Here is a 15,714-nt window from a genome sequence, read left to right as displayed (position 1 = left end):
AAACAGTTCCCTATTTGCTATCCTTAAAAATTATCGCTATCGCAATTGAGGAGTGTGGGAATAATGGCGTTCAAACGAAATTTGACCCTCTTAATCATCGGATTAGGATTAACTTGTTTACCCCTATATCCGGCCCAAGCTAACCAAATCAGCACCGTCACCCCGAATACGGCAGCCAATCAAACTCTTGCTACCCATCTGGTCCTGAAACTGAAAGAGAGAAAAGTTTACGTTTATCAAGATAGTAAAGTTTTAGCACAATTTACCGTCGCCGTCGGCAAAAAAGGCTGGGAAACCCCCACAGGTAAATTTGAGGTGCGGGAATTAGTTCGCAATCCCGTCTGGAAAAGTCCCTGGACGGGAAAAGTCAGCGCTCCCGGTCCCAATAGTCCCCTAGGGGAAAGATGGATCGGTTTTTGGAGTGACGGCAAAAATTCCATCGGTTTTCATGGCACCCCCGCGGAAAATTCCCTCGGTAGCGCCGCTTCCCATGGTTGTGTGCGGATGCGGAATCGGGATGTGAAAGTGTTGTTTGATTTAGTCCGCAGGGGAACCCCCGTCATCGTTCAACCTTAATTCTGGCAGGTATTTTTTTAAGATGGGCAGGTCTTCCGGGCGATCTATATCGGCTAATTTAGGCAGATAAGCGGTCTTTAAAGCCAGTTTAGCGGCGATTGTCTGAGTTTTTGCCAAGACTTCCCCCGTTCCCCAAGGAATACCGTCAAAAAGCTCTGGAAAGACCTGTTTTAAAGCAATTAGGTAGTATCCTCCATCTAACGCCGGCCCTAAAACCATATCGTGGGTTTTTAGGGCCTCAAAGCCTGCTAAAATCTCTTTTTCCCCGATTTCTGGACAATCTGTGCCAATAATAGCGATCGCTGTCATCCCTTGAGCAAAACCATCGGCAAAGGCATTTTGCATCTTTTCTCCTAAGTCTTTTCCCCGTTGAGAATGATAGGAATAATGCTCACCTAACCAAGTACGCATTTTCTCCTCGCTGCCGCCATGGTAGTAGATGATCAGAGAGAGAAAATTCTTCAAACCCGCTAATTTACCGAGAGTATATTCGGCCAGTTTGCGGTGCAATTCTTCGGCTCCCTCGGCTGCCAAAGCTGGAATCATACGGGTTTTTACTTTCCCCAATTCCGGATAACGGGTAAAAATAATTAGTTGTTGTCTCCAGTCCACGAGTAATTGCGACGATGATATTAATTATTAGTTTTAGCCTACTGTTAATAGGAGGCAAGAAAACCAATAAAACGGGCTTTATTGGCTTAATATAGATTATTGTAAGTGGGTGGGTGGAATTAAATATAAGATGAACGTAGGTACGATGTCGGCGATCGCTTGATTGAGTCGAAACCTTTTTCCTAGCGGCATTTCAGACTTTTTCCGTCAACCCTGATTAGCTAGGGACTAGGCTTTTTGGGTGAGTTTAAACAGGATAAACCAGCATCTTTAGCAGTAGGATACTTGATTGGGACAAAAGCAAAATCTGAACTTAGTGTCCGACACTCCACAATGTGAACAAATTCTACGGAGGGATCTTGGGGATCGCCATTTTCATCCAACTTCTTGCGATCGCCATTTTCATCGAATTGAATTGTCCCAGTTGCACCTTTAGTGACAAGAAACTCACGAGACTTTAAGTGTTCAAGGATATTAATTCGTGTGGGAGTATTTGCCTTTTCTAGAGCTTTTGTTAGAGCAAGCGTTGCATCATAGGATAGGGCTGTTATTGCATTAACAGAAGTTGTAGTCCATAAAATTTTGGCATCCTTAAGAAAATTTTTGTTAGGACTGGTTAAAGAATCCCAAGGAACCGCTATAACAAACTTTTGAAAAGGTTGTAGGTTGTCAATTTGTTCTAAGGTACGAGAACTACGAAGTCCCCATGATCCGATAACCCAATTTTGACTATTATTAAGTTTTATAAGTCTAATTGCATCGCCTTGAGCATTGCCAATTGCTTTTGGGAATAGTACAAGCCCTATTGTTTCTGTTATTTTTGCTTCTGTTTGTCGTCGTAACTCTTGGATGGCTTCTTCTGCCTTAAAATTATTTCCCAGATCAAATTCATCTAATTTTACTACAGTTCCAGAGAATGGAGGGCGTGTAAAAATAGTTTTAAAACTATTAAAAAAAGATTCACTAAATGGACTTCCTTCACTATAAAAGCCCACCACTTTTTTAATAGACTTTTCTTGCAAAAATTTTGCAATGGCAGGAGATTGTTGATCGCTGGAAAAAACAGTTCGCAGGAAATTTTTTCTGGGGTATTTAGTAAGCTCGCTAGTCGTTGATCCGGGAGAAATCAAAACTAAATTATTTTGATTATAAATATCCACCGTTGCCACAGTCATTTCACTGGGATAGTGACCAACAACCCCTAAAATTTCAGGACGCTGGGAAAGAGATGATGCTGTCTTTTGGGCTAGTAATTCGTCATTTTCATCATTAGTAATGACAACTTTTAATCCCTTACCATTAATCGCTTTTTTATTGATAAAATCTTGATCTGGAAAATACTTGAGGAATGGATCATTGTCATTTAAAATTCCTAGATTAATTTTTGTTTGTAATTGCGCTACTCCTCGTAACATTTCATTTGCTCGACTATCACCATCATCATCATTAAAGTCATTTTGATTTTTGGGAATACTAACAGCAACAGCAATCGTGTAATATGGCATTTTATTGGCTTCTAGTAAAGCATTATTTAAGTAAATTAACGTTTCTGGATCTAGCCTATCCTGTTGCCATGCGTCCTTAAATCTTAACAGGGCTTTTTGATAATCACACTGTGCAAAATATTCTGCACCTTTCTTCTTGTTAAACGATTGAGAGTAATTAAGAACTTCTTCTCCTTCACTAATAAAGTCGCCCGTTTGTTTTGAACAATTATCAGGGCGATAAATGGCAAATAAACTTACAACTGCTATTGATGCTATTCCTATGCTAAATAGCAGATTTAATTTGAAACTTTGGGGCTTTAAAGTTTTTATAGAATGCAAAATTTTTTCCATTAAAGAAGCTTTCACTTTTTTCTCAATGAACTGAATATCCTCATCCCTGAGTCCATAGATAATTTGCAGTTTCTTTAAACTCTCTATATCTTTGTTTTTCAATGGAGTATGATTAGCAGCAGCTATTATTTTCCGAAACGCATTCCTATATTTCTTAATATTGTCTCGTCGCCGTAGCAGTGGGTTAAGAACTTCTGTTTCAATCGTTCTGGCTTCATCTGGTGAGAGATTTAATTGATCTATTGTTGCATCCAAAACTGCCCTATCTGCAGCAGAAAAGTCTTCCTCCTTAAAACAATAATCTTTAATATCCTCATCATTCCACTTTTTAATAATATCCTCAACTATTTTACGATACTTAAATTTAGGATCATTAGCAGCAAGAGGAGATCTGGCCAAATAAATAGTATCATCTCCTTCAAGAGAAAGATAAAATTTGGGAGTCATTGCCGGGGCAGCTTCCTTTACTCGTTCGCTGGCATACTCATGCAATTCATTAACAGAAATTAATTGATCACCATCCTGATCTGCTGCACCAGTTTCAATTCCTTCAACTAGATATTTTGTATAGATGGACAAATCGTTATCTTCCGACTCAAAAGAATATTCAATTGGACTAGAAGAGGTCAAAATCGCCCTTCCTTTACCTCCTAATTCCTCTTGAATGTTAAATTCCCCTTTGATTGGCATTCCCTGAACCAATGCTCCGCTAAAACAGCAGTCGAGAATAATTATCTGCCTTTGGGAACGACTATCTGTGATGTACTCTTGAAGTTTAGTTGCCGCTAAAGCTGTTGCACGACGAAAATCTCCATTCTGATCACGCCCAGTTTCTCTTGTACTTAGAAAAAATCTAGCATTTTGAGCTTTAAGTCCATGCCCAGAAAAATATAAAAGCACCAAATCATCTTTCTGTCGATTAGCAAATAAAACCTCAACTGCTTTTTCCATGCTCCCTTTGTCTGGGTTAGGCAAAACTGTAACCTGATCAAAGGCTCCCATGTCTGGATGCTCTAATACTCGGCGCATTGCTTCAACGTCTAGAATGGCACTAGAAATTGGGCGCAATCCTGCGGAATACTCGCTCACACCAATTAACAAAGCAATTTTTGCCATAATACCTTCTTTAACCTGAGATAAAGTCTTGAGCCGCTTTAATAGCCATTTCCAATTCTTCTCGACTGTGAGCCTTAACCGTCAACTTGCGACCATTGGCCTCTACCGACAATTCTATCGGTTTACCTCCCAGGCGATCGCCCAGAAACCCTAACAACTTTTTCCCATTAGCGGGGTTAACTTCGGTCATTAACATTCCTCCCAAAAAACCGCCCAACGACTTATTACCTTCAGGGGGATTGGGATCAAGAATACGTTTAACCGATTCAACTTCATCTGCCTGTTGTAGTTCTGTTAGTAATACTTGGGCCTGTTCGTCGCGTTCTTCAGGCTCCAGGTTAGGATCGTTAAAAGCGATCAGCAATTTAATCGTAGATTTGCTACTCATAGGAAGTTGAGTTGAAATAATATAGGATAATACTAATCTTACTGAATTATGCAAATTTTACCATATACCATCTGAAATCTAAATAAGTGATCCCATTTTCATACTGCCCCTTGCCGAGTGCAGATTTCTTCACTGATGTGGTGATGTTGCTGAACATAGAAGATCGATTTTTCAAGCTGCTCCAAGAAATCATAACAATTATTGTGTGTTGGGTTTCGTTCCTCAACCCAACCTACTACTACTACAGGCTAATGGCGATAATTCCGCTAGAAAGTATGAGAATGTGTCTGACATTCCTGACAGGGGGTGAGTATTGGTATCATGATTAAAAGTAAGGATATAGATAGGGTTTGCGGCAAAAAGTAGGGGCGAAGCATTCGGATAGAAAATCTCCGGTTTCACCGATAGGTTATTGCCCGAATGCTTCGCCCCTACAGGACGCGGGCCGATGAAGACGCAAGGTTTTGAACGACGATTCTCTCAAAATTTGCACCTGTTTCGCTCGTAAAGCCACAAAACTCTTACCTTGCCTACATTTCACATTTATTCAGCAAACCCTAGATATAACTTAATCCATCGCTTTTCTTGATTGAGATTAAACTAATGTTTGTGTTGTTAATCAGTGAGGTAAACTAATGACTACAGTTGAATTAAAACAAGCCAAAAATCAACTTAATGAGTTATGGGAAGCTGGACTTGAAGGTGAAGAAATTATCATCACAGAAAATAATGAACCTGTAGTTAAATTAAGTCCTGTAAAGTTAGCCAAGAAACCACCGCTTCAACCGAGAAGTGCTGCGGGAAAATTTTGGATAGCCGATGATTTTGATGCCCCTTTAACTGATTTTGAAGATTATCAATAATTATGCTCAAAGTTTTAATAGATAGTCATGTATTTCTTTGGTATGTCACTAATAATAAACAATGGAGAGACAACCATAAAATTATGATTAATGAAAGAGAAAATCTAGTTTATCTTAGTTAAGGTAGTTTTGGTAAAATGACGATCAAATATAGTCTGGGAAAATTAACTTTTGATTCACCTTTTCGAGAATTTATTGAGTCACAAATTCAGAGCAATGATTGGGAAATTTTGCCCCTCAATTTACTACATTTTGAACGAGTAGCGCAATTGTCTGTTCAGCATTGTATTAGGTATGTATGGGGTAAGTTCAGTTATATTACCGGATCTTCTCGTTTCCGTAGCACCGCTAGATCCACTGATAACAGAGGACATCACTTTTCTACAATTCCTGTAAACGGTTGAATAAAACCATCCACACCGACAAAGGAGGTGAGGGGCGACCAGTTTAAAATATCCTCTAAAATTGATTGATAGCCCTGGACATTGGGATGAAGTCCATCTTGCATTAATCTTTCTTGACACCACAGATCACCCCGGTTCATCCAGAGATCAAATAAATCGAGATAGGGAATATTTTGCTCTAGACAAGCTTGTTTAGTGGTTTCTTTAAAACGATACTGATCGCGATGGTTGAAGTAAAAACAATCTAAAAAGGGCATTTTCCGCTCATCCACGGGAATCATACCTATAAACAAAACCGGGCAAAGAGAACGGGCCCGGCCCAGTAAATGTTCAATTTGAGTTTGAAAAAGATCGTGATCGGTATAAGTGCGACCATCGGGCCGGCCTAAACGGGCTGTATCATTAACACCGACGGAGAGAAGAATCAGGTCAGGAAGACGATTGCGAATTTCCCCCCTGAGACGAAATTCCTGTTCTAAGCGTTCGGACACTTGTACCACTCGATCGCCGCGAATACCCAAATTATACAGGGTATGACCGGCACTTTCCATCCACAAACGACGTAGGCGCTCGGCCCAACCGCCACCCACGGGGTCGCCATAGCCATACACAAGGCTATCTCCTAAAGCGACGATTTTAAGGGGATGGGTCATGATTGCGTCTTTGTCTTTAGTAGGAGGAGGAAGAGTTTGCATGATCGCTCGATCGAATCCGTTGTCCTTTACACTTGTAAACGGATTTGGTTAAACTGTCCGTGTATTATACTACATTAAAAAATTTTTCCTGCCAGTTAACTTATCTGATATCAGCCAGGTGCTGACACCGACCAGTATAAAGCAGCCCGATGATCATTGCTTCCCTAAGAGCCATTTCCGGGCTAAATCTGCTATAAAATTTATGGTTAAAACCTAGATAAATTGATGACTACTCGTTTACAACGCGCGGTTCAAGACCGAGAATTTTTGATTACAGCCGAGATTACTCCCCCGAAAGGGGGTAATACCAGTCATATGCTAGAAATGGCCCTCTGGCTAAAAAATCGCGTTCATGCGGCTAATATTACCGATGGCAGTCGCGCCGTAGTGCGAATGTCCTCTCTGGCTGCCTCCGCTATTCTCTATCAACACGACATCGAACCCATCTGTCAAATAGCCTGCCGCGATCGCAATGTGATCGGATTACAAGCAGATCTCATGGGCGCTCATGCTTTGGGATTGAGAAATATACTAGCTTTAACTGGAGATCCCGTCAAAGCAGGAGATCACCCCAAAGCTAGGGCAGTTTTTGACCTAGAATCGGTACGTTTGTTAAAATTAATCGATAAATTAAATAAAGGTTTTGACTTTAACGATAAATCTTTACCCGATGGACGCCTAGAACTTTTTGCTGGGGCTGCCGTCGATGTGCAGTCAAAAAGTTGGTCTGGTCTTCAAAGCCGTTTTGAGCGTAAAATCGAAGCAGGAGCGCAGTTTTTTCAAAGTCAATTAGTTACGGATTTCGATTGTCTTGATAAGTTCATGCAGCAGGTGGCCTCGCTGGCCGATAAACCGATTCTAGCCGGGATTTTTCTGTTAAAATCAGCTAAAAACGCCGTATTTTTAAATAAAAATGTGCCGGGGGTACAAATTCCCGACCAGATCATTCAAAGACTCGCCGACGCACCCCATCCCCTCGAAGAAGGCATCAAAATCGCCGCCGAACAAATAAAATTAGCCCAGCAGTTATGTCAAGGTGTCCACATCATGGCGATTAAACGAGAGGATTTAGTCCCGAAAATTCTCGATATGGCTGGTATCCCGCCAATACATAACTGAGATGAAAAGTCAATAGTTTTTATAAAAAATTAACTTTCATTTTGACTACTGGTCTTTTGACAAGAATTCTACCCCTAACCTAGGATGGGAAGGCTCAAAGCATCTTCGGGATTAAAAGCATGGATTCCAATCTAGGTCAAGAAAAAGAGAATAGTTGTGGTAATTCTGGGCGAAAATGGTTGTCGATCGGTATTGCCCCCACTGGTATAATTTCTATTGGCATTGTTCCCATGGGCGTTATTTCCATCGGTATTGTTCCTATGGGAGTAGTTTCCATTGGAACCGTGGCCATGGGGACAATTGCGGCCGGTTTTGTTTCCATGGGACTTTTCAGTATTGGTAGCGTTGGCATGGGATTAAATAACGGCCATTTTTCCAATCTTAATTCTCCCCCGGCTGAATCTCCCCATAAACATCATCAGCATTAAAATCAAGATTTGACCAGCAATCATGAATTATTCCATCCGTGCTGCCGTTGCTACCGATGTCAAGGATATTTTTGACTTAATTGTTGCCTTAGCAGCCTATCAAGAACTCAGCCATTTAATGACAGGAAATAGTCAAGCTTTAGGGGAGCATTTATTCGGGGAAAAACCCTACATCGAAGCATTGGTGGCGGAAGTAGAGGGTAAAATAGTCGGTTTTGCCCTATTTTTTGCTAACTATTCTACCTTTATAACTAAACCGGGGATTTATCTGGAAGATATCTTCGTTTTACCCGATTATCGCAGTCAAGGTATCGGGAAAGCTTTACTAATGGCTGTGGCTAAAATTGCCGTCGCTAGGGATGCAGGACTTTTAGAATGGACTGTCTTAGAGTGGAATCAACTAGCGATCGATTTTTATGGAAAAATGGGGGCTAAGGCCTTCAAAGAGTGGCAAATTTGTCGCCTCACCGGGACTGCTTTAACCCAATTGGGTAATAGCGATAAATAAGTCAGACCCGATGAAAAAATTTTCACCGTCAAGCATGAAAATATTCTGATCCTAAATCCGGTTATTAAAAACTGATTATTTATTCCCCCTTTTGCAGGAGTTTCTTTCCTGATATGTGGCCTAGACTCAACGGATGGCCGTATTACTTCAGATCTGATTACTCAATCCAAGCTTTTGGGGGGTTCTACCCCCCAAACCCCCCGCGCATTAGTTTTTCGGTGGGATGCTTACACGCAGCCGCTGACGCATCTGTAATAATTTGAGAGTCACTTCACTCGCAGGAGTGCCTCTCCTGATATGTAGCCTATACTCAACGGATTTAGTATGATTGACGAATTTGCCTTATTTCAGCTTGTATTTTCAAGTCAGGAGATAGGAGATAGGAGACTTTTTTATTTATTCTCCCCACACCCCACACCCTACACCCTACACCCTACACCCTACACCCCACACCCCACACCCTACACCCTACACCCCACACCCTACACCCTCTTTCAAGTCAGAGCTTTTGTCGATCCTAGAACTTTGTGATCGATCGAGACTCCTTGCTATACTATACCTCTGACACTGGCTTTCCTCATTGGTGCAGAATGCAACCCACAGACTCGAATAAATTTACCGAACAAGCTTGGGATTCAATCGTTAAATCGCAAGAAATTGCGCGACGCTTCAAAAACCAGACCTTAGAGGTGGAACACGTTATTATTGCCCTCCTAGAGCAGAATAACGGTCTAGCCACCCGGATTTTACAAAAAGCTAATATAGAAATTCCGCGACTGCAACAACAGCTAGAAGTCTTCACCAACCGACAGCCGAAAGTGGCCATCGTCGATCAATTATACCTAGGTCGTGGTCTGGATCTGCTGCTCGATCGAGCGGAAGCATCCAGGGAAAGTTGGCAAGATAAATTTATCTCCGTCGAACATCTTCTCGTCGGTTTTGCCGAAGATGAAAGGGTTGGCCGGAAATGTTTACGCACTTTCAATCTTGACCCCCAAGATTTAGAATTAGCTATCAAAGCAATTCGCGGTACTCAAAAGGTTACTGAACCCAATCAAGAGGAAAAATACGAAGCTTTAGATAAATATGGCCGGGATTTAACAGCGGCGGCCAAAGAAGGCAAATTAGACCCGGTTATCGGTCGTGATGAAGAAATTCGACGGGTGGTACAAGTCCTCTCGCGACGGTCGAAAAATAACCCAGTTTTAATCGGTGAACCGGGGGTAGGAAAAACCGCTATCGCTGAAGGATTAGCCCAAAGGATTGTTAACGGAGATGTTCCCGAATCTTTGAAAAATCGTCAGTTAATTTCCCTCGATATGGGAAGTTTAATCGCTGGGGCAAAATATCGAGGCGAATTCGAGGAAAGATTGCGGTCAGTCATGAAAGAAGTTACCCAATCAGAAGGGCGAATTATTCTCTTTATCGATGAACTGCATACCGTTGTCGGTGCGGGTTCTAGGGAAGGGGGATCGATGGATGCAGGCAACCTATTAAAACCTATGTTAGCTCGGGGGGAATTGCGCTGTATTGGGGCGACAACTTTAGATGAATATCGCAATCATATTGAAAAAGACCCCGCTTTAGAAAGACGTTTTCAACAGGTTTATATTAAGGAACCTTCCGTGGAGGATACTATCTCAATTCTCCGGGGTTTAAAAGAACGTTATGAGCTGCATCATGGGGTGACAATTACCGATTCGGCCCTAGTGGCAGCAGCTACCCTATCCCATCGTTATATTAGCGATCGTTTTTTACCGGATAAAGCGATCGATTTAGTCGATGAAGCGGCGGCCAAATTAGAGGTAGAAAGTACCACTAAACCCGCCGATTTGGAAATGATAGATCGTCGCTTAATGCAGTTACAAATGGAAAAATTCTCCTTAGAAAAAGAGGAGAAAAAAGATCGAGCTTTTCAAGAGCGTTTAGAAAGAATTATCGAAGAAATTGAGGAATTAGAAAGTAAACAAAAGCCTCTCGCTGACCAATGGCAAACGGAAAAACATATCGCCGAGGAAATTAAATTATTACGAGAGGAAGAAGAACAATTGCGCCTACAGGTGGAACAGGCCGAACGTGCTTATGATCTCAATAAAGCGGCCCAATTAAAGTATGGCAAACTAGAAATTTTACAAGGGGAATTAGAAGCAAAAGAAAAAGAACTAGAAACTATTCAAGCGGCAGGTTCGACCCTGTTAAGACAACAGGTAACTGATGCTGATATCGCCGAAATAGTTGCCCGTTGGACAGGAATTCCCGTCAATCGTTTAATGGAATCGGAACGACAAAAATTATTAGAATTAGAGTCTCATTTACAGAAAAAAGTTGTCGGACAAAATGAAGCGGTCACGGCAGTAGCAGCGGCGATTCGACGCGCACGCGCGGGAATGAAAGATCCCTCCCGTCCGATTGGTTCATTCCTATTTATGGGACCCACAGGAGTGGGTAAAACCGAGTTAGCGCGGGCCTTGGCGGGGTTACTGTTCGACTCAGAAGAAGCCATGGTTCGCATCGATATGTCGGAATACATGGAAAAACACGCGGTTTCGCGGTTAATCGGCGCTCCTCCGGGTTATGTGGGTTACGAGGAAGGGGGACAACTATCGGAAGCGGTGCGTCGTCGTCCCTATTCGGTGGTTTTATTGGATGAAGTGGAGAAGGCCCATCGGGATGTTTTTAACATTTTATTACAAGTGCTTGACGATGGGCGCATTACCGACTCTCAGGGGCGAGTGGTGGATTTTCGGAATACGATTATCGTCATGACCAGTAATATTGGCAGTGACCATATTTTAAATGTTTCCGAAGATGCCGATTATGAGGAGATGCGGAAACGGGTTTTAACAGCTTTGCGGAGTCATTTTCGTCCCGAATTTTTGAATCGTATCGACGATTTAATTATTTTCCATACCCTGAAAAAAGAAGAATTGCGTTACATTGTTCGTCTGCAATTACAGCGTCTGGAAAGATTATTAGCAGAACAAAAAATTAATCTAGAATTAACTACGGCCGCAGAAAATCATATTGTTACTGTTGGTTACGACCCCACCTACGGTGCGCGACCTTTAAAACGCGCTATCCAACGGGAGTTAGAGAATCCTTTAGCCACAAAAATTCTCGAACAAGCTTTTATGGAAGGGGATACGGTGGTAATTGATTGTTTGGATGAAGGGTTAAGTTTTAGCAAAAAGGAGCTAGAAAAGGAAGGGACAACATTAGAATTAGCCGTGGTTAACCTCAGTTCAGATTAAAGCCAGATAGGGGATATATTCCCCCTCTGAGTTTACCGTAAAAGCCAAAAATGCCCGAAGAGAATTCCTATTTTTTCCCTTGGGCGGTTAGTCTAGTAACATCCCGCCAGAAGAAAAATTTCCTCATACATATATACTATAATAGCTGAAAACCCTTATCCGTCAATGTATACACCCATTAACTTTTCTTAATGTCCCCATGTTTATTGTAATATTTCTTAATAGAAAGGGATAAAGCCTATTTGCTAAAATGGCAGTCATGTACATAGAAAAAGTTTTTAACCGTAATTCCCCCCCCACCGTTCTTTTCCCAGAATTCTACCGAGAAGGAGATTAGGTGGCACTCGCGGCGGCTAGATTTCCCGAAGCTTATGGCACACTTGTCACACAAAGTCGAGAAGATCCGAAAGTGCTTTCGTTAAAGTAAAACTTTTCTCGTTGGTTCAATAATAAAAAAACACACCGCTAATACTTCGATACGGGAAAAATTGCCTGAGAAATACTTTTTTTTGATCGAAAAATTAGCGGTAATTTGTTTTTATTTACAGAAGTTAATCGTGCTTTGATAAATCTCTATATCACGATAAGGTCAAGAAGATTTATCAATGAAAGTCAGGGAGTCGCTAGGATATTCCCTCGTTTACCAAGACATCGAAGACTGATGACGGAAAGATGTTTCCATTCAGCTAATTTCTAAGCACGAGTAGAGAGTTTTTTCAGCCTAGAGGCTAACCCCAATCCTCCTAATCCTAACAAGGCAACAACGGAACCCGGTTCAGGAATGTTAGTAGGGGGAGGGGGAGAAGTGTTTTCTGTCCCGTTAACACTGAATTGAAAAGCTTTAAATGCAGTAGAAAAATTATTACTCCAAATACCTCCTTGATTAGTACTATTAAAGGGATTATCACCAATCGACCAGCCAGGAAACCCTGTTTGGTCGGGTGATTGAGTAAATGCCCATAGATATTCCCCACTGCCCTCTGAAATCCCCGCAACTAACCAGTAGGCAGTATTAGCGGCTAATGTTTGCGGAGTAGTAAGGGTAAAGATGTAATCGTTGGTAATGTTAGGAGTGAAACTAGGGTTAGTAAAACTGGTTATCTGACTACCGAGTCCTCCACTGCTGTCGCTATAGAGCCTGACAAATAAATTGGGATTTGCAGTCATTTCTGCTAACCGAAGAGTGACCGAGTTAATAGTATAACCATAACTGCCACTGCCAGTCGTAAAACTTGAACGTAACCATTCATCAAATTTTACTGGGTATCCCATAGAAGGTGTTGGAGATAGGTTGCTAACGAGGGTGGTGGCAGAAGCTTGTTGTCCTAAGCTCAAGGAAAGAAGGAGAGCAAGGCTCCCCCCCCCCATGTTCGCCAAAAGTTGCTGATTTTTGGTCATTTTTCAAACTCTCAAGGTTAAAAAGGATAAAGTTGATCTCGATTGATGGTCTATCTTCTGAGGGCTGCCTCAGAAGATAATCCTTGCAACAACTTAGCACAGATTCCTAGCTTCCGGGAAGGTAAATCGGCAACATTTATCTCAAATGTCTGAAGACCCTCGCTTTTAGAGACGGGATGAAACCCCGACCAATATAAAACAGCACTTCGACAGGCTCAGTGTCCACATTTCGACACATTTCGACGGGCTCAATGTAAAGGCTCAATGTAAAAGCTCAGTGTCCACATTTCGACACATTTCGACACATTTCGACAGGCTCAATGTAAAGGCTCAATGTCAACGTAAAAGCACAATGTCAACACAGTTTAAGTTTGTCGATACTCTAAATTCTACTCCTAGACAAGCATCGGACGTTCGGCGATGCTCAGTCGAGCCGCAGAACGGGCCCGGTCGTCTATTGCTCGTTTCTATGACAATTGTAAGAAAAAGGTTAAAGGTAAAAAGGGTTATCCTAAGTTTCAGAAAAATAATCGTTCTGTGGAATATAAAAACTGTGGAGGTCAACTATCGGAGGATAGAAAAAAAATTACTTTCACAGATAAGAAAAACATTGGGACGGTTAAACTGAAATGAACCAGAGATCTAAACTTTTACCCTCTAGACCAAATTAAATGAGTTAGGATTGTTAAACGAGCAGACGGTTACTATGTCCAATTCTGTCTTAGTGTTGATATTCGGGAATACGCTAAACCCCTAGAACCAACAAAGAAATGTGTAGGATTGGATGTAGGTTTAAAAGTTTTCTACACTAATAGTGATGGGGAAACGGTAGAGATACCACAATACTATCGCAAGGCAGAAAAAAGATTAAGCCGTTTGAATCGGAAAAAATCCAAAAAGTTTAGAAAAGGTCAACCCCAATCAAACAACTACCAAAGGGACAGAAAGAGATATGCTAGAAAGCATTTAAGAGTAAGTAGGCAACGTAAAGGCTTTGTCGAAAAAGAGGCATTGTGCGTCATTAAATCTAACGATTTCATCGCCTACGAAAACTTAAATATTCAAGGCATGGTAAAAAACTCTAGACTAGCTAAATCTATCAATGATGTGGCTTGGTCAACTTTTCGGCAATGGTTAGAATATTTTGGTTTTAAATATGGTAAGGCTACGGTAGCAGTAGCCCCCCATAACACGAGTCAAAACTGTTCTAATTGTGGTCAAAAAGTACCTAAATCTCTATCTACAAGAACCCATATTTGTCCCCATTGTGGCTATGTAGAAGATAGAGATATTAACGCCGCTATCAACATTCTCAAAAAGAGACTAAGTACCGTGGGACACACGGAAACTAATACGCTTGGGGAGAGATTCCCTCTAGTTTGGTTGGATACGTCCTGTCAGGTTAAGGAAACTCTATGAACCAAGAATCCCTCGCTTTTAGCCACGGGAGTGTCAAACGCACTGATACACAATTAATCAGATATTTTGTCGCTGAAAGTGTTGGGTCAATTCAACTAATTTCTAGGCGCGAGTAGATAAGATAGCCGTTGGCGACAAGGAACAAACTACTTGGGTATAAATTTGTTGGGAGTAGTTTCCATATCTCGAATAACTTCTTCTTTTAAGGGTCTTGACCGTTCGGACCTCGGCGTGAGCTCGGTCGAACGCTGATCTCACGGCCGAAGCCTACTCATGAAAATTAGCTACTGTATAAGTAGAGCGGATAGGGTAATCAACCGCTTTAAAAATCCATGTAGTCTAATCACTACGCTATCTGCACCCTGACAATTAAAGATACAGGGTTCTACTCAATAGTTCTAGTTTCTCGCCGGCTCGTGATGTAAAGTCTTTGCAGGAACTAGACAAAGCAGTATTTGAAGCTAACGTTTCAATTCAAGCAAACTTTGTAGAAATACAACTAACGTGGGGCGCACGAAAAGTAACTCGCAAGAGTGAGAACCACCTCTGGGTTGGATAACGCAAGGTATCTAGTTTAAGTGGACTCGTTGAACCAAGAATCCCTCCCATGAGTGCTTCGGTGAGCGTCAATTCCTCGTCTTTACTCACCCTATTATAACGGGATTTACTATAACTCTTAATGAAAATCTCTCAGTTTTAAGTAGGTAGGCGTTAAAAATTATCAGACACCCCCGTTATCAAGGGTAGGGTTGATTCATGAATCAACCCTACCTTATCAAGGGGGGCAGGGGGGATCGAACCTAAAATCTATTTTTAATTTAATTATAACCAGCTACTTAATGATAACAAAAACTTCATCTATTAACCTTCTATAGTCGCTCTTGTCCTTTGGGTTAAAGATGCAGCTGAACTGACACAGCAATTTTATCGAGTCAAATAACTCCATATTTTCCTTAAAAAAGGAAAATATGAGTATAATCAAACAACAAAAAAGCACCCCCTCGCAGGAGTGCCTTTTCGTTCAGACTAGGAATTAACCATTGATAGCAGGAGCAGTCAGAGCTACGGGAGCCTGTTCACCACTAGCTAAGTCTAAGGG

General features: G+C 41.5%; 11 protein-coding genes and 1 pseudogene. 7 read left to right on the top strand and 5 right to left on the bottom strand.

From position 1 onward, the window contains the following. Window positions 1–63: 63 nt before the first annotated feature. Window positions 64–576 (top strand): L,D-transpeptidase, encoded by a 513-nt coding sequence (locus LW728_RS07095; RefSeq protein WP_287765977.1) that lies wholly within the window; start codon window positions 64–66, stop codon window positions 574–576. On the opposite strand, the gene LW728_RS07090 is transcribed toward LW728_RS07095, so the two are convergent. From LW728_RS07090 to LW728_RS07080, 3 genes are all read right to left on the bottom strand, one after another. Further along, entirely contained in the window at window positions 538–1,188 is a 651-nt protein-coding gene (locus tag LW728_RS07090; RefSeq protein ID WP_287765974.1) for a TIGR04282 family arsenosugar biosynthesis glycosyltransferase, read from the bottom strand. The two genes, LW728_RS07095 and LW728_RS07090, sit on opposite strands and share 39 nt — an antisense overlap. Before the next feature lie 221 nt (window positions 1,189–1,409). Further along, a complete protein-coding gene (locus LW728_RS07085; protein WP_287765971.1) occupies window positions 1,410–4,142 on the bottom strand; it encodes a caspase, EACC1-associated type in 2,733 nt (910 codons plus the stop codon). A 10-nt stretch (window positions 4,143–4,152) separates the two neighbouring features. Further along, window positions 4,153–4,530, bottom strand: a complete 378-nt coding sequence (locus tag LW728_RS07080) for a hypothetical protein (protein ID WP_287765970.1) — start codon at window positions 4,528–4,530, stop codon at window positions 4,153–4,155. A 635-nt stretch (window positions 4,531–5,165) separates the two neighbouring features. On the opposite strand from LW728_RS07080, the gene LW728_RS07075 reads away from it, so the two are divergent. After that, window positions 5,166–5,393 (top strand): type II toxin-antitoxin system Phd/YefM family antitoxin, encoded by a 228-nt coding sequence (locus LW728_RS07075; protein ID WP_287765967.1) that lies wholly within the window; start codon window positions 5,166–5,168, stop codon window positions 5,391–5,393. Between the two features lie 373 nt (window positions 5,394–5,766). Here LW728_RS07075 and LW728_RS07070 read toward each other — a convergent pair whose 3' ends face one another. Continuing rightward, complete coding sequence (locus LW728_RS07070; RefSeq protein ID WP_287765965.1) at window positions 5,767–6,492, bottom strand: GDSL-type esterase/lipase family protein; 726 nt, start codon at window positions 6,490–6,492, stop codon at window positions 5,767–5,769. A 225-nt stretch (window positions 6,493–6,717) separates the two neighbouring features. Here LW728_RS07070 and LW728_RS07065 point away from each other — a divergent pair, with 225 nt between their 5' ends. The 4 genes from LW728_RS07065 (at window position 6,718) to clpB (ending at window position 11,798) form a co-directional block, all read left to right on the top strand. Continuing rightward, a complete protein-coding gene (locus LW728_RS07065) occupies window positions 6,718–7,611 on the top strand; it encodes a methylenetetrahydrofolate reductase (protein WP_287765964.1) in 894 nt (297 codons plus the stop codon). Window positions 7,612–7,730: 119 nt separating this feature from the next. Continuing rightward, entirely contained in the window at window positions 7,731–8,039 is a 309-nt protein-coding gene (locus tag LW728_RS07060) for a hypothetical protein (RefSeq protein ID WP_002781238.1), read from the top strand. Between the two features lie 22 nt (window positions 8,040–8,061). Beyond that, complete coding sequence (locus LW728_RS07055; RefSeq protein ID WP_287765962.1) at window positions 8,062–8,547, top strand: GNAT family N-acetyltransferase; 486 nt, start codon at window positions 8,062–8,064, stop codon at window positions 8,545–8,547. Window positions 8,548–9,137: 590 nt separating this feature from the next. Then, window positions 9,138–11,798: an ATP-dependent chaperone ClpB gene (gene clpB / locus LW728_RS07050; protein ID WP_002801344.1), complete on the top strand. Its 2,661-nt coding sequence runs from the start codon at window positions 9,138–9,140 to the stop codon at window positions 11,796–11,798. A 693-nt stretch (window positions 11,799–12,491) separates the two neighbouring features. Here the strand turns inward: clpB and LW728_RS07045 are convergent. Next, window positions 12,492–13,196, bottom strand: a complete 705-nt coding sequence (locus LW728_RS07045) for a choice-of-anchor R domain-containing protein (RefSeq protein WP_287765959.1) — start codon at window positions 13,194–13,196, stop codon at window positions 12,492–12,494. A gap of 358 nt (window positions 13,197–13,554) precedes the next feature. Here LW728_RS07045 and LW728_RS07040 point away from each other — a divergent pair. Further along, window positions 13,555–14,615: pseudogene (locus LW728_RS07040) on the top strand (RNA-guided endonuclease InsQ/TnpB family protein); the annotation flags it as partial. Window positions 14,616–15,714 lie beyond the last annotated feature (1,099 nt).

Source organism: Microcystis sp. 49638_E5, assembly GCF_021300285.1.
GTDB lineage: Bacteria > Cyanobacteriota > Cyanobacteriia > Cyanobacteriales > Microcystaceae > Microcystis > Microcystis aeruginosa_C.
The sequence above is the reverse complement of the archived record's forward strand: the minus strand, read 5'-3'. Positions and strand labels throughout refer to the sequence as shown.